Consider the following 18,736-nt stretch of genomic DNA (forward strand, 5'->3'; position numbering starts at 1 on the left):
ATGGTGCACGTGAGCTCTGTGGAACAGGTGCGCCCCGACGGCGCCGTGGACTGGGACGGCCTGCGGGCCGCGGCCCGCGGCGCCGTCGGCAAGGCCTATGCGCCGTACTCCGACTTCAAGGTCGGCGCGGCGGCCTTCGCCGACGACGGCCGGCTGCTGACGGGCGCCAACGTCGAGAACGCCGCGTACGGGGTCACCCTGTGCGCGGAGTGCTCGCTGGTCAGCGCCCTGATCATGTCGGGCGGCGGCCGGCTGGCCGCGTTCACCTGCGTGAACGCGCTCGGCGAGACGATCATGCCGTGCGGCCGCTGCCGGCAGCTCCTGTGGGAGCACGGCGGCGCCGCGCTGCTCGTGGACACCCCGCGGGGCATCGAGCCGATGACCGAAGTACTGCCCCAGGCCTTCGGGCCGGGCGACCTGGACCACGTGCGAGAGGCAACCCGATGACCGAGCCGTTCGATGCCGTCGACCTGATCCGGGTCAAGCGCGACAACACCGAGTCGCTGACCGACGAGCAGATCGACTGGCTGGTCGACGCCTACACGCGCGGCGCCGTGGCCGACGAGCAGATGTCCGCGATGACCATGGCGATCCTGCTCAACGGGATGACCCGGCAGGAGATCTCCCGGTGGACCGCCGCGATGATCCGGTCGGGCGAACGCATGTCCTTCTCGTCGCTCTCGCGGCCGACGGCGGACAAGCACTCCACCGGCGGCGTCGGCGACAAGATCACGCTGCCGCTCGCGCCCCTGGTCGCGGTGTTCGACGTCGCCGTGCCGCAGCTCTCGGGCCGCGGCCTGGGCCACACGGGCGGCACCCTGGACAAGCTGGAGGCCATCCCGGGCTGGCGGGCCTCGCTGACCAACGCCGAGATGATGGCGCAGCTCGACTCCGTGGGCGCCGTCATCTGCGCCGCGGGCGCGGGCCTCGCCCCGGCGGACAAGAAGCTGTACGCGCTGCGGGACGTCACCGCGACCGTCGAGGCGATCCCGCTCATCGCGAGCTCGATCATGTCCAAGAAGATCGCCGAGGGCACCGGCGCGCTGGTGCTCGACGTCAAGGTCGGCTCCGGCGCGTTCATGAAGACCCTGGACAGCGCGCGCGAGCTCGCCCGCACCATGGTCGACCTCGGGACCGACGCCGGGGTGCGCACGGTCGCGCTGGTCACGGACATGTCCGTGCCGCTGGGCCGTACCGCGGGCAACGCCCTGGAGGTGCGCGAGTCCCTGGAGGTGCTGGCGGGCGGCGGCCCGGCCGACGTCGTCGACCTGACCGTCGCGCTCGCCGTGGAGATGCTCGCCGCCGCGGACCGGCCCGTGCCGGAGGCGGACGTGCGGGCCGCCCTGGCCGACGGCCGCGCGATGGACAAGTGGCGCGCCATGATCGCCGCGCAGGGCGGCGACGTCGACGCGCCGCTGCCCGTCGCCAAGGAGACCGAGACGGTCGTGGCGCCCGAGTCCGGCGTGCTCACCTCGCTCGACGCGTACGCCGTGGGCGTGGCGGTCCGGCGCCTCGGCGCGGGCCGCGCCCGCAAGGAGGACGAGGTGCAGGCGGCTGCCGGCATCGAGATCCACGTGAAGCCGGGCGAGGAGGTCGTCGCCGGGCAGCCGCTGCTGACCCTGCACACCGACACGCCGGAGCGGTTCGCCCGGGCGCGGCAGGCCCTCGACGGCGGCTGGTCGGTGGACCCCGCCGGCAACGGCGTGCTGGGCGGTGCCCTCGCTGGGGCCGCGGGCGCGCTGGCGAGCATGGACCTGGGGGCCGGCGCGCTGGTCGGCGCGGCCCTGGCATCCGGGGGATCGGTGGTGCTCGACCGCATCGTCTGAGGTGGGAAGGGGTTTTCACCCACCGGAAGAGGTCGCCCGCTCCACCAGCGTGGCGAACCGGCGAGTCGCCCGGGCGCGGCTTAGCCTGACGAGCGTGCAGTCGACATTGCGCCTTTCGTCCCTGCTCGGTGCGATGCGTGCATTCGCCGGGCCCGTCCCCGACCCGCCGCCGTCCGGGCGCTTCGAGCGCCCGGTGATCCCGGACGACGTCGAGCGCCGCCTGGAGTCGGTGACGCCCCGCGCCCGGCGGTCCGTCCTGGACCCGCTCGGGCGCGAGCGCGGCACCGGCACCGTGGGGTTCCCGCGGCGGCTGAACCTCCCGTCGCTCGACGGTGTCGCGGACGCCGCGGTGCAGGTCGACGAGACCACGTGCGGCTCGGCCGTGCTGGCGATGCTCGGCCTGGCCGGCGACCCCGCGGCCGCCCTGCGGATCGCGACCGACGACCCGGCCGGGCGGTTCGCGCGGCTGCAGCACGCCGTCCAGGCCGCCACGAACCGGCGCGGGCTGGGCCCGGCGGGCTGGCCGCGGGCCTACGGCACGCCCCCGTGGGGCGCCGCGCGGTTCGCGAGCTACGGCGGCGTCCGCTACACGCACCGGGTCGCGGGCTCCCGGGGCCTGCTGGAGGCGGCCGTCGCCGCCGCCCGCGCGGGCGTGCCGGTGCCGCTGTACACGGGCGGCGACGTCACGACCGGCTGGGACGCCGCGGTCCCGCGCCACGTGGTGCTGCTCACCCTGGCCGACGGCGAGGGCACCGAGGGCAACGCCGTCCTCTACGAGCCGTCCGGCGCCGGCCTGCACACGGTCCCGGTCGCCGCGCTGCTCGACCCGCCGCCGGTCCCGGCCCGCGAGACCGAGGCGCAGCCGAGCACGGGGGACCGCACCGCGGCCCGCGTGCGCAAGGCGCTGACCGCCGCGCTCGGCGGCTGGCCGCACGTGGCCTGGGTGATCCTGCCCGAGCGCGCCGGGCGGTGGCAGGGCGGCGGCACCGGGGCGACGACGGAAGCCCGCTGAGGGGAGCCCGGGTCCCCGCTGAGGCCGGGTGTCGGCGGTGGGCGGTAGGTTGTCAGCATGACCACGCAAGACCACGGGGCGCGCCCCGGTGAGGCGCTGATCCGCGCCCTGCCCAAGGTTGTGCTCCACGACCACCTCGACGGGGGCCTGCGGCCACAGACCGTCCTCGAGCTGGCGGACGCCGCCGGGCACGAGCTGCCCGCGTCCGACAGCGAATCCCTCGCCGCCTGGTTCCGCGACGCGGCCGACTCCGGCTCGCTGGTGCGGTACATCGAGACCTTCCGGCACACCATCGCCGTCATGCAGACGGCCGACAACCTGGCCCGGGTCGCCCGCGAGGCCGTGCTCGACCTCGCCGCCGACGGCGTCGTGTACGCCGAGCAGCGCTGGGCGCCCGAGCAGCACCTGGCCGGCGGGCTGTCGCTCGGCGAGACCGTCGAGGCGGTGCAGGCCGGGATCGACGACGGCATCGCCGCCGCAGCGGCCGAGGGCCACATCATCCGCGTCGGGCAGCTCGTCGGCGCGATGCGCCAGGCGGACCGCTGGCAGGAGATCGCCGACCTCGCCGTCGCCTACCGCGACCGCGGTGTGGTCGGCTTCGACATCGCGGGGCCCGAGGACGGGTTCCTGCCGTCGCGCCACCTCGGCATCTGGCGCTTCCTCGCCGAGCACGACGTCCCCGTGACCATCCACGCCGGCGAGGCCGCCGGGCTCGACTCCATCGGGCAGGCCGTGCACCTCGGGCAGGCGGACCGCCTGGGCCACGGCGCCCGCATCATCGACGACATCGCCTTCGTCACCGGCGGCGAGCACGACGCGGCGGACCTCGGCCGCCTCGCGCACTGGGTGCGCGACCACCAGATCCCGCTCGAGCTGTGCCCGGTGTCGAACCTGCAGACGGGGGTCGCCGAGTCGATCGCGGCCCACCCGATCACCCGCCTCAAGGAGCTGGACTTCGCCGTCACGCTCAACACGGACAACCGCCTCATGTCCCGCACGTCGATGACCCACGAGATGAAGCTGCTCGTCGACGAGGCCGGCTGGACGATCGACGACCTCGTCGACGTCACCGTCACCGCCGCCTGGGGTGCCTTCATGCACCACGACGAGCGACGCGACCTGGTCGACCAGGTCGTCATGCCCGGATTCCAGAAAGTCGAAGGTGCCCTCGTATGACCGTTCAGACCCACGCGCCGCAGCCCGCCCGGGTGCCGCGCGACAAGGCGTCCCTCGCCGCGTTCGTGGACCACACGCTGCTCAAGCCGGAGACCACGGCCGCTGACGTCGCGGCCCTGGTCGAGGAGGGCGCCGGGCTCGGCGTCTACTCGGTGTGCGTCTCGCCGTCGTTCGTCTCGCTCGCCGTGGAGGTCGCCGCCGGGCGCCTCGCCGTCGCGACCGTGTGCGGCTTCCCGTCGGGCAAGCACATGACCGACGTCAAGGCGTTCGAGGCGGCCCGCTCCGTGGCCGACGACGCCGACGAGGTCGACATGGTGATCGACGTCGGCACCGCGCGCGCCGGCCGGTTCGACGTCGTCGAGGCCGACATCGCCGCCGTCCGCGCCGCCGTGCAGACCGACCGCATCCTGAAGGTGATCATCGAGTCGGCCGCGCTCACGGACGAGCAGATCGTCGGCGCGTGCAAGGCGGCCGAGGCCGCCGGTGCCGACTTCGTCAAGACCTCCACGGGCTTCCACCCGGCCGGCGGTGCCTCGGTGCACGCCGTCTCGCTCATGGCCCGCACCGTCGGCGCCGCGGGCGGCGGCCGGCTCGGCGTCAAGGCCTCGGGCGGCATCCGGGACCTCGACACGGCGCTCTCCATGATCGAGGCGGGCGCCACCCGCCTGGGCCTCTCGGGCACGGCCTCGGTCCTCGCGGGCTTCGACCAGGACGCCGGAACCCCGGCGCCCGCCTCGACCGACACCTACTGACGCACCCGCGGGTCGAGCGGTACACCCGCTGGTCGAGCTTGTCGAGACCATGGTCTCGACAAGCTCGACCAGCGATCCTCCGGTTCCGGTCAGGCGCGGCGGGCCGAGAGCCACGATTCCGCCGCGGCCCAGTGCTCCTTGAGCAGGATGTAGCGGTCGTCGTGCCACGGCTTGACCGGGCCGGCCCAGTGGATCAGGCCGGGCTCGGTGACGAGCTCCTGCGTGGGCCACGCGTTCCACCGGGCGTCCAGCACCCGGTACCGCGACCCGGCGTAGGCGTTCAGCACGTCCTGGTCGTTGAGCCCGTAGCGCTCGGCGTAGGGCACGAACTCGGCGGTGAAGCCGTCGGCGCGCATGACCTCCAGGTCGAGCAGCAGGATGCCCGCGTTGAAGCCCTGGTAGCCGTACCGGTGCCGCCTCATCATGGCCCGCACCAGGTCCCGCGCGGCGGCCGGGTCGTGCTTCAGCAGCCGCGTGGACCGGATGACGTTGCCCACGCCGTGCCGGTAGTTGTACGAGATCGACGGCCGGGCCGCCAGGGGCGCCCCGCCGAGGTCGGTGTCGTACAGGTCGGCGACGTCGTCCACGCACAGCGCGTCGAGGTCGTGATAGAGCACCCGGTCGAGGTGCGGCAGCAGCTCCGGCAGGAGCAGCCGGTCCATCGTCGCGACCGTGATGTGCTTGAGCATGCCGAGCACGGACCCGTAGTCGATCCCGTCGCACGCGTACCACTCGAACGTGACCTCGGGGAACAGCGCCGCGAGCCGCTCGTGGTCCGGGGCCGTGTGGTCCCGCGTCAGCGCGACCACCCGCACCGGCCGGTCCGTGTGCCGCACCACCCCGGCGACCACCACCTCCATCTGGGAGCGCAGGTTGCCGTCCAGGGCCACGGCCACGTTCAGCGTCGTGCCCGTCCCGGCCCGGGGCGCGACGGCCTCCACGACCGTCCGCGTGGCGCGCACTCCCGCCACGATGCCGTCCACGTCGCAGGTGCCCGACGGCGCGGCCACCGGCGCGGCGTGCACCACCAGCGCCCGCTCCACCTCGGGGGCCACCGTCGCGGCCCAGGTCGCGTAGACCTCGTCCCGCGAGGCTCCGGCGAGGATCTTGGCCATCGCGGGTGCGACGGCGTCCCGGATGCGGTCCTGCATGGCGCGCCGGTCGGCCTCGTCGGCGTCGAGCAGCCCGGCGAACCGGATGTCGGCGTCGTTGCGCGGCCGGAAGTCGACGTCGGCCCCGATGGACCAGGCCGGCAGGAAGGCGTGCAGGCGGGACGTGACCACGCGCGAGTAGCGCTCACGGTAGGAGTCGAGCAGGCCGACGGCGTCGTGCACGTTCCGGGCGAACGGGTGGTGGCGCACCGCCGGGTACAGGTGCGTGACGGTGTCCGCCCCGGCGTCGTGCTCCGGGACGGGCGTGTCCACGTAGACCGACGGCGCCCCGGCGGGCGCGGGCGTGAAGCCGGCCGGGAAGACCGTGTCGATGGTCGTGGTGAGGCAGCCGCTGAAGAACGCCGGGACGCCCGCGTTGAGCAGCAGGTGCACCGTGGTCCAGTCCCGGCAGCCGATCGGCCCGTGGGCCCGCAGGTAGTCGACCGCGGTGGGCGTCAGGACGGCGTGCTTGTTGAGGTGGAACGACACGAACAGCGGCTGCAGGTTCTCGTGGAACGGGAAGTCGAACCGCAGGTCGAACTGGCTGTGCATGTACCAGCCGAACGCCAGCATCCAGGTGTTCTCCGGCACCGCGTCCAGCCGCGTGATGTCGCGCTGCACCAGCGTCAGCTCCACGTCGGCGCCCGGCCCGGCCAGCACGTGCTCGGGACGCACCCGGTTCGCGAGCTGCCGCACGGGTCCGGCGACGGCGTCGTCGCCGTGCAGGCGCAGGCCCTCGTGCCGCAGCAGGTGGCCCAGGCTCGCGATGGTCTGCACCGTGTCGCCGATGTTGCTGGACGACACGTTCTCGTCCGGGGCCTTGTAGTCGAGCACGGCGAACGACACGTGCCCGGTCGGGACCCGGGCGGGGGCCGCGGGCCGGAGCGCCTTCTCGATCCAGGGGGCCAGGTACTCGATCGAGTCCTGGACCCGCTCGGTCAGGCCGGCGCCGTGCCGGGCGGCGTCGAGCGCCTCGGCCGCCAGCGCGGGCTCGTCGGCGATGAACAGCACCTTCGCGAGCTCCAGCAGCACCGGGGCGTCGGTCACGGCGCCGTGCCGCACCCAGGTGGCCGCCGTCCGGGCGACGTCGGGGCTGGCCATGGCGATGCCCGCCCGGAGGTACTCCGCGGGGGCGAGCCGGGCGGCGTCGTCGGGCCCGAGCTGGCGCAGCAGGTCCCACGCGAGCTCGCGCAGGCCCACGCGCTGCGCGACCAGCGCGGCGCCGGCGACCCCGGCGCGGCGCGTCTCGGGGTGCGCCATGAGCGAGTGGCACAGGGACCGCCACTGGCTCGTGTCCAGGCGGCCGGCCGCGCGGATGGAGGTGGTGACCGCCTCGTCGACCGGGAGGCCGCGGCGCAGCGCGGCGGTGACCAGCGCGTCGCCGGAGAGGGGCTCGGGGCGCTCCTGGAACGGGCGGTCCGCGGCGCGGTCCGGGGCGGACCACACCTCGCGCGGCTGCCGGTTCGGCTCCTTGGCCAGGGCCCAGGACTCCTGGTCGGGAATCTGCAGGGGCCGGGCGTCGGGTAAGGGGCCCGGCCTGTCCGGGTGCGGGTTGTGCAGAGTGTCGGTCGTGGCGGTGAGCAGCGCCTCGGCGATCATCTCGTCAGCGGCCGGGACCTGGTGCGCAGTCTCACCGGACGCGGCGAGACGGCGGCTTGCAGGGGACATGAAGACTCCTCGTGGGGTCGACGGTTGAGCGGGAGAACCGTCGTCCCGGCATGCGCGCGGTGCCGACGGTGGCCAGAGCGTAGTGCCCTCCGGTTACGCCCCGACGACGACTGGGTAGGCTCCCGGACATGTCTGCGCAACAACCTGCTGACCAGGCCTTTTCGGCGTCGGAGCCGGTGCCTCGGCCGGCGCCCGAGCCGGCCTCGTTGCCGACGGTCCCGGGCACCCTCGTGGGCTGTCGCATGCGCAAGTGGGACGGCACCCCGCACTGGCGGTTCGACGCCCGGTACCTGGGGCGGGACGAGCACGGCGTGTGGCTCGGCTACCCGACCGGCATCCGGTTCAGCCGGCCCGGGCGGGAGTACCGCACACGCAACCCCGGCGTCGTCCTCTTCGGCGAGGGCGGCTGGGTCGCGGACCTCTACCGCGGCCACCCGCGGGGCGTGCTGCTCTACATCGACCTCGCCACGGTGCCCGAGTGGCGCGCGGTGCCCGACGGCGGGCACGGGCGCCGCCCGGCCTTCGAGGTCTCCGCCGTCGACATGGACCTCGACGTGCTGGCGATCCAGCCGGGTACCGAGCGGGCCCGGACGCAGGGCGAGTTCTTCGTCGACGACGAGGACGAGTTCGCCGAGCACACCGTCCGGTACGGGTACCCGGCGTCCGTGGTGGCGCAGGTGCGCGCGGACGCCGACGCCCTGCTCGCCGCGGTGAGCGCGGGGGAGCCGCCCTACGACGGCGCGACGGCGGACCGCTGGTTCGCGGTGCTCGACGGGCTGTAGGGCCCGAAGCCGCGGGGGCGCGCTCACCGGCGGGCCCGCAGGCCCGCCCGTGGGCGGGAAGCGCTCAGTGCGCGGCGAGCACCAGGTCGTCCTGCTCGACGGCGGCCCGCCAGTCGGCCTTCTCGGCGCGCCAGTGCTCGTCGTCCCGGCCGCGGCGCCAGTAGCCCGACGCCGAGAGCAGCTCGCGCGGCACGCCCAGCGTCCCGCGCGCCCAGCGGCGCAGGTCGCGCACGCAGCCGGCCTCGCCGTGCAGGAACGTGTGGGGTGCGCCGTCGGGCAGCTCGGCGGCCTGCACGACGTCGGCGAGGTGCGCCCCGGCGGACCGGTGGACCCAGGTGAGGTGGAGGTTCGCCGCGCTGGTGATCTCCAGCTCCTCCGACGGGTCGGCGACCTCGACGAAGACGTGCGCCACGGCGCCGTCGGGCAGGGCCTCGCACGCGGCCGCGATGGCCGGGAGGGCGGACTCGTCGCCGGCCAGCAGGTGCCACGGGGCCTCGGGGGACGGGGCGTAGTCGCCGCCCGGGCCCACGAAGGCGACCTCGTCACCCGGCTGGACACGCTGCGCCCAGGGACCGCCGTAGCCGACGTCGCCGTGCGTGACGATGTCGATGTCCCAGCCGGACTCCGTCACGGTGCGGATGGTGTAGGTGCGCAGCACGGGTCGGCCCTCGGGCTCGGCCGGCTCGGCCATGACCAGCTTGATGTAGCGGTCGGGGAACGGCGTGGGGTCGACGTCGGCCAGCGCCTCACCACCGATCGACACCCGGATCATGTGCGGCGTGAGCTGCCGGACCGCCGTGACGGTCGCCGTGGTGCGGGTGCCCCTGCGGGGCCGGTCGGTGGGGGCGCTGGAGGTCTGAGACATGGTGAGGCAAGCCTAACCTCGCGTGCGTCCGGTCGCCGGTGTGGCGTGCGTCACTGGCTGAAACGTCGGTGCGGCCCCCTCCGGACACGCCGCTAGCGCTGCGCCACGTGCCTACCATTGGCCCGTTGTCGAACTCTTCTGTCAGGAGCCTGGTCGTGAAGATCGCTGTTGTCGGTACGGGGTATGTCGGGTTGTCGAACGCGGTCCTGCTCGCGCAGCACCATCAGGTCGTCGCCCTGGACGTGGACCCGGACAAGGTAGCCCTGGTCAACGACCGGAAGTCGCCGATCGTGGACACCGAGCTGGAGCAGTACCTCGCCGAGGTCGACCTGAACCTGACCGCGACCCTGGACAAGAACGCCGCGTACGCGGGTGCGGGGGTGGTGGTGATCGCGACGCCGACGAACTACGACGAGGAGTCCAACTTCTTCGACACCTCCTCGGTGGAGACCGTGATCACGGACGTCCTGGCGACCACGCCCGAGGCGACGATCGTGATCAAGTCGACGATCCCGGTCGGGTTCACGCAGCGGATGCGCCAGGAGCACCCCGGGGCCGCGATCGTGTTCTCCCCGGAGTTCCTGCGTGAGGGTCGTGCCCTGTACGACAACCTGCACCCCTCCCGGATCGTGGTGGGTGACCGGTCCGCCCGTGGCAAGCAGTTCGCCGACCTGCTGCTGGAGGGCGCCCTGTCCAAGGACGTCCCGATCCTGCTGACGGACCCGACCGAGGCGGAGGCGATCAAGCTGTTCGCCAACACCTACCTCGCGCTACGGGTCGCGTACTTCAACGAGCTGGACACCTACGCCGCCACCCACGGGCTGGACACCGCGCAGATCATCGAGGGCGTCGGCCTGGACCCGAGGATCGGGTCGCACTACAACAACCCGTCCTTCGGGTACGGGGGGTACTGCCTGCCCAAGGACACCAAGCAGCTCCTGGCGAACTACGCCGACGTGCCGCAGAACCTGATCAACGCGGTCGTGGACGCCAACACCACCCGCAAGGACTTCGTCGCCGCGGACATCCTGCGCCGCGAGCCGAAGACCGTGGGCGTGTACCGGCTGGTCATGAAGTCCGGGTCGGACAACTTCCGGGCCTCGTCCATTCAGGGCATCATGAAGCGGATCAAGGCCAAGGGCATCGAGGTCATCGTCCACGAGCCCACCCTCGAAGAGGACGAGTTCTACTCCAGCGAGGTCGTGCGCGACCTGGACGCGTTCAAGGCCCGCGCGGACGTGATCATCGCCAACCGGCGTACCGAGGCCCTGGACGACGTCGCCGACAAGGTCTACACCCGCGACATCTACGGACGGGACTGACCGATGCGCGTCCTGGTCACCGGCGGTGCCGGCTTCATCGGTGCGAACTTCGTCCACCAGACGGTGCGTGAGCGCCCCGACGCCCAGGTCACGGTGCTCGACGCGCTGACCTACGCGGGCGACCGCACGTCGCTCGACCCCGTCGCGGACCGCGTGGAGCTGGTCGAGGGCTCCATCACCGACGCGCCGCTCGTGGACCGGCTCGTCGGGGAGGCGGACCTGGTGGTCCACTTCGCGGCGGAGTCGCACAACGACAACTCGCTGAACGACCCGTCGCCGTTCGTGCAGACCAACCTGATCGGCACGTTCACGCTGCTGGAGGCGGTACGCAGGCACGGGGTGCGGTTCCACCACATCTCGACGGACGAGGTCTACGGCGACCTGCCGCTCGACACCCCGGACCGGTTCACCGCGGACACGCCGTACAACCCGTCGTCGCCGTACTCCTCGACCAAGGCGGGCTCCGACCTGCTGGTCCGGGCCTGGGTCCGCTCGTTCGGCGTGCAGGCGACCATCTCGAACTGCTCGAACAACTACGGGCCGTACCAGCACATCGAGAAGTTCATCCCGCGGCAGGTCACCAACCTGATCGACGGCGTCCGCCCCCGCCTGTACGGCGCGGGCCTCAACGTGCGCGACTGGATCCACGTCGAGGACCACAACAGCGCCGTCTGGGCCATCATCGACAAGGGCACCATCGGCGAGACGTACCTGATCGGGGCCGACGGCGAGACCAACAACCTCGACGTGGTGCGGACCCTCCTGGAGATCTTCGGGCGGGACGCTGACGACTACGACCACGTGACCGACCGGCCCGGGCACGACCTGCGGTACGCGATCGACGCGAGCCGGCTCCGTAGCGAGCTGGGGTGGGCGCCGCGGTACACGGACTTCCGGGAGGGGCTGGCGGCGACGGTCGGCTGGTACCGGGAGAACGAGCCATGGTGGCGCCCGGCGAAGGCTCTGACGGAGGCCAAGTACGCGGCCTCGGGCCAGTAGCTCGTCCCGCCGAGGTAGAACTGCAGCGAGATAGAACTGCAGCGAGATAGAACCGCAGCACACGCTGAGGTTCTATCTCGCTGCGGTTCTACTTCGCCAGGGTTCTATCTCGCCAGGGTTCTACTTCGGCGGGTTGAGGGCGAGGAAGGCGTCGACCTGTTCCTGGGTGGGGAGGAGGCCCTGGGCCTCGGCCTCCTTGAGGGTGGGGGCCGCCTCGTCCTTGTCCGAGAGGAGCGGCTTGAGGGGGGTGCCGTCGCGGGCCGTGGTGGGCCAGGCGATGGCGAGGTCCTCGTCGAGGGGGTGGATGCCGTGCTCCCGGCCCGGGGCGTAGCCGGCTGAGCAGAGGTACAGGACCGTCGAGCTGTCCTCCAGGGACATGAACGCGTGGCCCAGGCCCTCGGACAGGTAGACGGCGCGGCGGTCGACGTCGTCCAGGAGGACGGCGTCCCACGTGCCGAAGGTGGGCGAGCCCACGCGGATGTCGACGACGACGTCGAGCACCGCGCCGCTCAGGCACATGACGTACTTGGCCTGGCTGGGCGGCACGTCGGCGAAGTGGACGCCCCGGACCACTCCGGCGGCCGAGACGGAGCAGTTGGCCTGCTGCAGGTCGAACGCGTGCCCGACGGCGTCGGCGAACGGGCCGGCCTTGAAGGCCTCCAGGAAGAGCCCGCGGGGGTCCCCGAACTGCTTCGGCGTGATCTCGAACGCGCCGGGCACTGCCAGCTCGCGGTACTCCATGAGGCTCCTCGCGTGGTTCGTCGTCGGCCCTGCGGCCCTGGTTAGGATCCTAGGGTGACCAGCGGACAGAGCACGGTGCAGCGGTGGGTGGTCTTCGGCGCGGCGGGGATGCTCGGCCAGGACATGGTGGACGCCGCCCGGGCGGCGGGGCACGAGGTGACCGGCCTGCGCCGGTCCGACGTCGACATCACCGACGCGTCGGCGGTGCTCGACGCGGTGGCGGGCCACGACGTCGTCGTCAACTGCGCGGGCTGGACCGCCGTCGACGACGCCGAGACGCACGAGCCCGAGGCGTTCGCCGCGAACGCGACGGGACCCGCGCACCTCGCGCGCGCCGCCGCGGCGTCGGGCGCGCGGCTGGTCCACGTGTCCACGGACTACGTGTTCGACGGCGTCGCGACCGAGCCGTACGCGGAGGACGCGCCGGTGGACCCCCGCTCGGCCTACGGGCGCACCAAGGCGGCCGGCGAGTGGGCAGTGCGCGCGCTCGCCCCCGACGCCCTGGTGGTCCGCACGGCCTGGCTCTACGGCGCGGGCGGCAAGTGCTTCCCGAAGACCATCGCGCGGGTGGCGGGGGAGCGCGACCGGCTCAGCGTCGTGGACGACCAGACCGGTCAGCCCACCTGGACCGCCGACCTGGCCGACCTCGTCGTGCGGCTCCTCGCCGCGGGCGCGCCCGGCGGGCTGTACCACGGCACGTCGTCGGGCCGGGTGACGTGGCACGGGTTCGCGCGCGAGGTGGTGGCGGCCGCCGGGCTGACGACGCCGGTGGACCCGACGACGAGCGCCGCCTACCAGCTTCCCGCGCCCCGGCCGACGTTCTCGGTGCTGGGGCACGACCGCTTCCGGGAGGTCGGTGTGGAGCCGATCGGCGACTGGGCGGACCGCTGGAAGACCGCGGCGCCGGTGGTGCTGGCCTGAGCGGGTCGGGCCCCGGCCCCCGACGTCAGGCTTCCAGCAGGCCCAGCAGGTAGGTGCCGTAGCCCGACTTGGTGAGCTTCTCCGCCCGGGTGCGCAGGTCGTCGTCCGACAGGAAGCCGCGGCGCCACGCGACCTCCTCCGGGGCGCCGATCTTCAGCCCCTGCCGCCGCTCGATGGTGCGGACGTAGTCTGAGGCCTCCAGCAGCGAGTCGAAGGTCCCGGTGTCGAGCCAGGCGGTGCCGCGGGGCAGCACCTCGACCTGGAGCCGGCCCTGGCTCAGGTACTCGGCGTTGACGTCGGTGATCTCGTACTCGCCGCGCGCCGACGGCTTGAGGTTCTTGGCGATCTCCACGACGTCGTTGTCGTAGAAGTACAGGCCGGGTACGGCGTAGCTGGACCGGGGGTGGGCCGGCTTCTCCTCCAGGGAGAGCGCCGTGCCGTGCTCGTCGAACTCGACCACGCCGTAGGCGGTGGGGTCGGCGACGCGGTAGGCGAAGACCGCGCCCCCGTCGAGGTCGGCGAACCGGGTGAGCTGCTGGCCCAGGCCGGGGCCGTAGAAGATGTTGTCGCCCAGCACGAGGGCGACGGACTCGTCGCCGAGGAACTCCTCGCCGAGCACGAACGCCTGGGCGAGGCCGTCGGGCGAGGGCTGTGTCGTGTAGCTGATCGAGATGCCGAACTGGGAGCCGTCGCCGAGGAGCCGATGGAACTGTTCGGCGTCGTGCGGGGTCGTGATGACCAGGATGTCGTCGATCCCGGCCAGGATCAGCGTCGAGAGCGGGTAGTAGATCATCGGCTTGTCGTAGACGGGAACGAGCTGCTTGCTGATGCCCTGGGTGATCGGGTGCAGCCGCGTTCCTGAGCCGCCGGCCAGAATGATTCCGCGCATGTGCCGGATCTTCCCATGCCTGGCGCGGCCGGTGGGGTTGAAACCCGGTGGGCGCCGAAAGGCGACCACGGGGCTTTTTGGGACACTTCGGGCGCGGGGTGAATGCCGGGTGATCTCTTGCCCGGGGTGATGCGGCGCGGGCCTCTCGCGAGGTAGTCACGTGGGTATGCATGGACCCGAAGGAGTCAGCGACCTCCTCACCGCCCCGAGCCCCGCCGAACCCGAGCCGACCCCTGCGCGCGGTCGTCGCCGCCGGGGCAAGGGATTCGTCGCGATGGTGGTCGTCGGTGCCCTGGTCCTCGTCGGCGCCAGCGGGGCCATGGCCTTCTTCGGCTACAAGATCTCCCTCGACGAGCGGATCGAGCGCATCGAGGACCCGTTCGCCGACATCGACGACGCGTCCCGCCCCGCGCCGGCGCCCGTCGAGGGCATCGCCGCGCCGGTCAACATCCTGGCGCTCGGCTCCGACAGCCGGATCTCGGCGGGCGACCCGTCCGCCTGGGAGTACGGGGCCCAGCGCACCGACGCGATCCTGCTGCTGCACCTGTCGGGCGACCGGAAGTCGGCCGCCGCGATCTCGATCCCGCGCGACTCGTGGGTGGACATCCCCGGCTTCGGCGAGGGCAAGATCAACGCCGCGTTCTCCTACGGCGGCCCGGGCCTGTTGATCCAGACGGTCGAGGAGCTGACGGGGGTGCGGATCGACCACTTCGCGGTGAGCGACTTCGAGTCCTTCACGACCCTCACCGACACCCTCGGGGGCGTCGAGATCAACGTGCCCGACGGCGCCGGCGGCTCGGTGGAGCAAAAGATGAACGGCGCGGAGGCGCTCGAGTTCACGCGCGAGCGGTACGAGCTCGCGAACGGCGACTTCGACCGCGTGCAGCGGCAGCAGGCCTGGATGCGGGCCATCGCCACGAAGGCGACCGAGGACAAGAGCGACCTGCTGAAGATGTCCCAGTTCCTGGAGGCGGCGGTCAAGGCCGTGGCGGTCGACCCGGACCTGACCGTCGACAAGATGCTGGAGCTGGCGGTCAGTGCCAAGGACCTCTCCACGAACAACATCACGTTCCTGACCGCGCCCTACGCGGGCACCGGCCGCAGCGACGACGGGCAGTCCATCGTGCTGCTCGACCGCAAGGCGCTCGACCCGCTCATGGCGGCGGTGGCGCGGGACGAGCTACCGGCCTACCTGGCGCAGGACCCGGGCGGGATCGACATGCTGTCCGACGTCGTGGAGTAGTCGAGCGGGTGATGTTTTGGCCGTCCCGATAATTGCCCGGGTGAATCTGCGCTCCTTTCACCCGCTATCGGCAATTGAGGCGTATCGGCCGCTTGTAGCATCAGGTCACCAATGGCGCATCCCGAACTCCGGCACCTTACCTTTCGCGCCTGGCGGGTGCCCTTCTCACACTTTGCTTTCGGGCAGACAAGGACATTCTTGCCGTGAAGGATCGTGCGCCAGGCGTGGTGCTCCGGCTCCGTCGCGCCGCGTGGCACCTCCGGCACGGCGGGATGGACCAGCTGCGCACGTATCTGCGCAGGCAGCGCGTCCCGATGGCCGGCCAGGTGGGCGGTGCGCGCCGGACGAAGGACGGCCTGACGTTCGACCCGTGGCCGGCCCGGCCGGTGTCCGGCCTGGCGGCTGACGGACCGCGTGACCTGCGCGTCGGCGTCGTCCTGGACGACTTCTCGCGGCTGGCGTTCGCACCCGAGTGGCACCAGGTGGCGCTGACCCCGAAGACCTGGCGGGACGACCTGGCGGCGGGCCTGGACCTGCTCTTCGTGGAGTCCGCGTGGAACGGCAACGGCGGCGCGTGGCAGTACCACCTGACGGGGACGTCGGCCCCGCGACCCGCGTTCGTCGAGCTCGTGGAGGCCTGCCGCGCGGCGGGTGTGCCGACGGTGTTCTGGAACAAGGAGGACCCGGTCCACTTCGAGGACTTCCTCGACACGGCCCGGCTGTTCGACCGCGTCTACACCACCGACGTCGACCGCCTGCCCGCCTACGTCGAGGCCCTCGGGCACGACCGCGTCGGGGTGCTGGAGTTCGCCGCGCAGCCCGCGATCCACAACCCGGTGCGGCTGCACGGCCGCGGCCCGGAGCGTGACGTCGCGTTCGCCGGCATGTACTTCGCGCACAAGTACCCGGAGCGGCGCGAGCAGATGGACCTGCTGCTCGGTGCGGCGCTCGACGTCTCGCCCAAGATGGAGCACGGCCTGGAGATCTTCAGCCGGTTCCGGGGCAAGGACGAGAAGTACCAGTTCCCGGCCCCGCTCGACGGCCGCGTCGTCGGCTCGCTCGATTACGACCGCATGCTGACCGCCTACCGCGAGTACAAGGTCTTCCTCAACGTGAACTCCGTGGTCGGCTCGCCGTCCATGTGCGCACGGCGGATCTTCGAGATCACGGCCTCCGGCACGCCCGTCGTCTCCACGCCGAGCGCGGCCGTGGGGGAGTACTTCCCGGGCGACGAGGTCTTCGTCGCCGGCAGCCGTGAGGCCGGTGCGCACACGATCCGGGCGCTCGTCCGCTCGCCGGAGCTGCGCGACCGCGCGGTGCACAAGGGCCAGCGCCGCATCTGGCGCGAGCACACCTATGCGACGCGCTCGCAGAAGGTGCTGCACGACGCCGGGCTGGTCACCTCTCCTGTCGTCCCCCGGCCGAGCGTGACCGCCCTGGTCTCCACGAACCGCCCGCACCAGCTCGACCACGTCCTGGAGGTTCTCGGGGCCCAGCAGGCGGTGGACCTGCAGGTCGCGCTCCTGACGCACGGCTTCGAGACGGACGACGCCGACCTGCGCGCCCGCGCCAAGGAGGCGGGCGTCGGGACGCTGGAGCTGCTGACCGCGCCGTCCGACGTGCCGCTGGGCGCCTGCCTGAACCTGCTGCTCGACGCGGCCGACGGCGACGTCGTGGCCAAGATCGACGACGACGACCTGTACGGCCCGCAGTACCTCTCCGACCAGCTCTACGCCCTGGCGTACTCGGGCGCGGACGTGGTGGGCAAGCAGGCGCACTACATGTACCTGGAGGGTTCCGACGCGACGATCCTGCGGTTCGCCGACCGGGAGCACCGGTACACCGACCGCGTGATGGGACCGACGATCGTCGCCGCCCGCGCGGCCGCCGACGGCGTGCGGTTCCGGGCGCTCGAACGCGGCGAGGACACGGCGTTCCTCGCCGACCTCGTCGAGGCGGGCGGCACCGTCTACTCCGCCGACCGGTTCAACTTCGTCCAGGTGCGGTCCGCCGTGGACGGGCACTCCTGGACGGTCAGCGACGCCGAGCTGCTCGCGAGCGGCGAGGTCCAGCACTTCGGACGTGCGGCGACGCACGTCATGTTCTGACGCAAGGAAGAGAGAGCTCATGGGAATCAGCACCGTCGCGGTGGTCGGCCTCGGGTACATCGGCCTGCCCACGGCCGCGATCCTCGCCGCCAACGGCGTCCCGGTGACGGGCGTCGACGTGAGTTCCGCGACCGTGGGCGCGGTGAACCGCGGCCAGGTGCCCTTCGTCGAGCCCGACCTGGCCGGATACGTATCAGATGCGGTCTCCTCCGGCCGGCTGCGTGCCGTGTCGGCGCCGGAGCCGGCGGACGCGTACATCGTGGCCGTGCCCACCCCCTTCATGGACGACCACAAGCCGGACCTCTCCTACATCGAGGCTGCGGCGCGAGCGATCGCGCCCGTGCTGCGCGGCGGCGAGCTGATCGTCCTGGAGTCCACCTCCCCGCCCGGGACCACGCGGCGCATGGCGGAGTGGGTGCTGGACCAGCGGCCCGACCTCAGCCTCGACGCCTCGGGCGACCGGCCCGTCGTCTACTTTGCGCACTGCCCCGAGCGGGTCCTGCCCGGCCGGATCATGGTCGAGATGGTCACCAACGACCGCATCGTGGGCGGCCTGACCCCCGAGGCCGCGCAGCGGGCCCGCGAGCTGTACCAGGTGTTCTGCCAGGGCGAGATCCTGCTGACCGACGCCGTGACCGCCGAGACGGCCAAGCTCGTCGAGAACTCGTTCCGCGACGTGAACATCGCCTTCGCCAACGAGCTGTCGCTCGTCGCGGACAAGCTGGGTGTCGACGTCTGGGAGCTCATCCGGCTCGCCAACCACCACCCGCGGGTCAACATCCTGCAGCCCGGCCCCGGTGTGGGCGGGCACTGCATCGCCGTCGACCCGTGGTTCATCGTGGACGCGGCGCCCGAGGAGGCACGCCTGATCCGGACGGCGCGCGAGGTCAACGACGCCAAGCCGCGCTGGGTGCTGCACAAGGTCGTCGACGCGGTCGCGGACCTCGGCGTGCCGAACCCGGTGATCGCCGCCTACGGGCTGGCCTTCAAGCCGAACATCGACGACCTGCGTGAGTCGCCGGCCATGGAGATCACCACCGAGATCGCGCGGACCTTCCCGCACGCGACGGTGCTGGCCGTCGAACCGCACGTGGACGAGCTTCCGGCGGAGCTCGCCGGCCTGGCGAACGTCCGGCTGGCGGGCACCGAGGAGGCGGTGGACACCGCCGATGCGCACCTGCTGCTCGTGGACCACACGGTCTTCCGGTCGGTCGTGGAGCGGCTCGCGGGGAAGAACGTTGTCGACACGCGGGGAATGACGGCGGGTCTGCACCGGTGACT

The 18,736-nt window shown here is 72.4% G+C and carries 16 protein-coding genes; 12 read left to right on the plus strand and 4 right to left on the minus strand.

Annotated features, from left to right (window positions below):
• From FHX71_RS01145 to deoC, 5 genes are all read left to right on the plus strand, one after another.
• Nucleotides 1-447, plus strand: a complete 447-nt coding sequence (locus FHX71_RS01145) for a cytidine deaminase (RefSeq protein WP_182614045.1) — start codon at nucleotides 1-3, stop codon at nucleotides 445-447.
• Nucleotides 444-1,826: a thymidine phosphorylase gene (locus tag FHX71_RS01150; RefSeq protein ID WP_182614046.1), complete on the plus strand. Its 1,383-nt coding sequence runs from the start codon at nucleotides 444-446 to the stop codon at nucleotides 1,824-1,826. The genes FHX71_RS01145 and FHX71_RS01150 overlap by 4 nt, the downstream gene beginning before the upstream one ends.
• Before the next feature lie 133 nt (nucleotides 1,827-1,959).
• Nucleotides 1,960-2,838 carry a hypothetical protein gene (locus FHX71_RS01155; protein WP_182614047.1) on the plus strand — a complete coding sequence of 293 codons (879 nt, stop codon included), beginning with the start codon at nucleotides 1,960-1,962 and terminating at the stop codon, nucleotides 2,836-2,838.
• Between the two features lie 57 nt (nucleotides 2,839-2,895).
• The gene (locus tag FHX71_RS01160) at nucleotides 2,896-4,014 is read left to right on the plus strand and encodes an adenosine deaminase (RefSeq protein WP_182614048.1); all 1,119 of its coding nucleotides are present in this window, start codon (nucleotides 2,896-2,898) and stop codon (nucleotides 4,012-4,014) included.
• Complete coding sequence (deoC, locus tag FHX71_RS01165; protein ID WP_182614049.1) at nucleotides 4,011-4,766, plus strand: deoxyribose-phosphate aldolase; 756 nt, start codon at nucleotides 4,011-4,013, stop codon at nucleotides 4,764-4,766. Before FHX71_RS01160 ends, deoC begins: the two co-directional genes overlap by 4 nt.
• Before the next feature lie 89 nt (nucleotides 4,767-4,855).
• On the opposite strand, the gene FHX71_RS01170 is transcribed toward deoC, so the two are convergent.
• Complete coding sequence (locus FHX71_RS01170; RefSeq protein ID WP_182614050.1) at nucleotides 4,856-7,585, minus strand: glycosyltransferase; 2,730 nt, start codon at nucleotides 7,583-7,585, stop codon at nucleotides 4,856-4,858.
• A 242-nt stretch (nucleotides 7,586-7,827) separates the two neighbouring features.
• Between FHX71_RS01170 and FHX71_RS01175 the strand changes: the two genes are divergently transcribed.
• Nucleotides 7,828-8,367: a DUF402 domain-containing protein gene (locus tag FHX71_RS01175; protein WP_182614051.1), complete on the plus strand. Its 540-nt coding sequence runs from the start codon at nucleotides 7,828-7,830 to the stop codon at nucleotides 8,365-8,367.
• Between the two features lie 64 nt (nucleotides 8,368-8,431).
• On the opposite strand, the gene FHX71_RS01180 is transcribed toward FHX71_RS01175, so the two are convergent.
• Nucleotides 8,432-9,232 (minus strand): siderophore-interacting protein, encoded by an 801-nt coding sequence (locus tag FHX71_RS01180; protein WP_182614052.1) that lies wholly within the window; start codon nucleotides 9,230-9,232, stop codon nucleotides 8,432-8,434.
• Nucleotides 9,233-9,387: 155 nt separating this feature from the next.
• On the opposite strand from FHX71_RS01180, the gene FHX71_RS01185 reads away from it, so the two are divergent.
• Nucleotides 9,388-10,554, plus strand: coding sequence for a nucleotide sugar dehydrogenase (locus FHX71_RS01185; protein WP_182614053.1), 1,167 nt, complete (start codon nucleotides 9,388-9,390; stop codon nucleotides 10,552-10,554).
• Between the two features lie 3 nt (nucleotides 10,555-10,557).
• Nucleotides 10,558-11,553 carry a dTDP-glucose 4,6-dehydratase gene (gene rfbB, locus FHX71_RS01190; RefSeq protein WP_182614054.1) on the plus strand — a complete coding sequence of 332 codons (996 nt, stop codon included), beginning with the start codon at nucleotides 10,558-10,560 and terminating at the stop codon, nucleotides 11,551-11,553.
• A 120-nt stretch (nucleotides 11,554-11,673) separates the two neighbouring features.
• Here the strand turns inward: rfbB and FHX71_RS01195 are convergent, their stop codons facing one another.
• Nucleotides 11,674-12,294, minus strand: coding sequence for a dTDP-4-dehydrorhamnose 3,5-epimerase family protein (locus tag FHX71_RS01195; RefSeq protein WP_182614055.1), 621 nt, complete (start codon nucleotides 12,292-12,294; stop codon nucleotides 11,674-11,676).
• Nucleotides 12,295-12,348: 54 nt separating this feature from the next.
• Between FHX71_RS01195 and rfbD the strand changes: the two genes are divergently transcribed.
• On the plus strand, nucleotides 12,349-13,215 hold the full coding sequence (rfbD, locus tag FHX71_RS01200; protein WP_182614056.1) for a dTDP-4-dehydrorhamnose reductase: 867 nt from the start codon (nucleotides 12,349-12,351) through the stop codon (nucleotides 13,213-13,215).
• A gap of 25 nt (nucleotides 13,216-13,240) precedes the next feature.
• On the opposite strand, the gene rfbA is transcribed toward rfbD, so the two are convergent.
• Nucleotides 13,241-14,104 carry a glucose-1-phosphate thymidylyltransferase RfbA gene (gene rfbA, locus FHX71_RS01205; RefSeq protein WP_182614057.1) on the minus strand — a complete coding sequence of 288 codons (864 nt, stop codon included), beginning with the start codon at nucleotides 14,102-14,104 and terminating at the stop codon, nucleotides 13,241-13,243.
• Nucleotides 14,105-14,378: 274 nt separating this feature from the next.
• On the opposite strand from rfbA, the gene FHX71_RS01210 reads away from it, so the two are divergent.
• From FHX71_RS01210 to wecC, 3 genes are all read left to right on the plus strand, one after another.
• Nucleotides 14,379-15,347 (plus strand): LCP family protein, encoded by a 969-nt coding sequence (locus FHX71_RS01210; RefSeq protein WP_246402102.1) that lies wholly within the window; start codon nucleotides 14,379-14,381, stop codon nucleotides 15,345-15,347.
• Nucleotides 15,348-15,661: 314 nt separating this feature from the next.
• A complete protein-coding gene (locus tag FHX71_RS01215) occupies nucleotides 15,662-17,455 on the plus strand; it encodes a glycosyltransferase family protein (RefSeq protein ID WP_246402655.1) in 1,794 nt (597 codons plus the stop codon).
• 19 nt (nucleotides 17,456-17,474) lie between these two features.
• Entirely contained in the window at nucleotides 17,475-18,734 is a 1,260-nt protein-coding gene (gene wecC, locus FHX71_RS01220) for a UDP-N-acetyl-D-mannosamine dehydrogenase (protein ID WP_182614058.1), read from the plus strand.
• Nucleotides 18,735-18,736: the final 2 nt, after the last annotated feature.

This window comes from Promicromonospora sukumoe (assembly GCF_014137995.1).
Classification (GTDB): Bacteria; Actinomycetota; Actinomycetes; order Actinomycetales; family Cellulomonadaceae; genus Promicromonospora; species Promicromonospora sukumoe.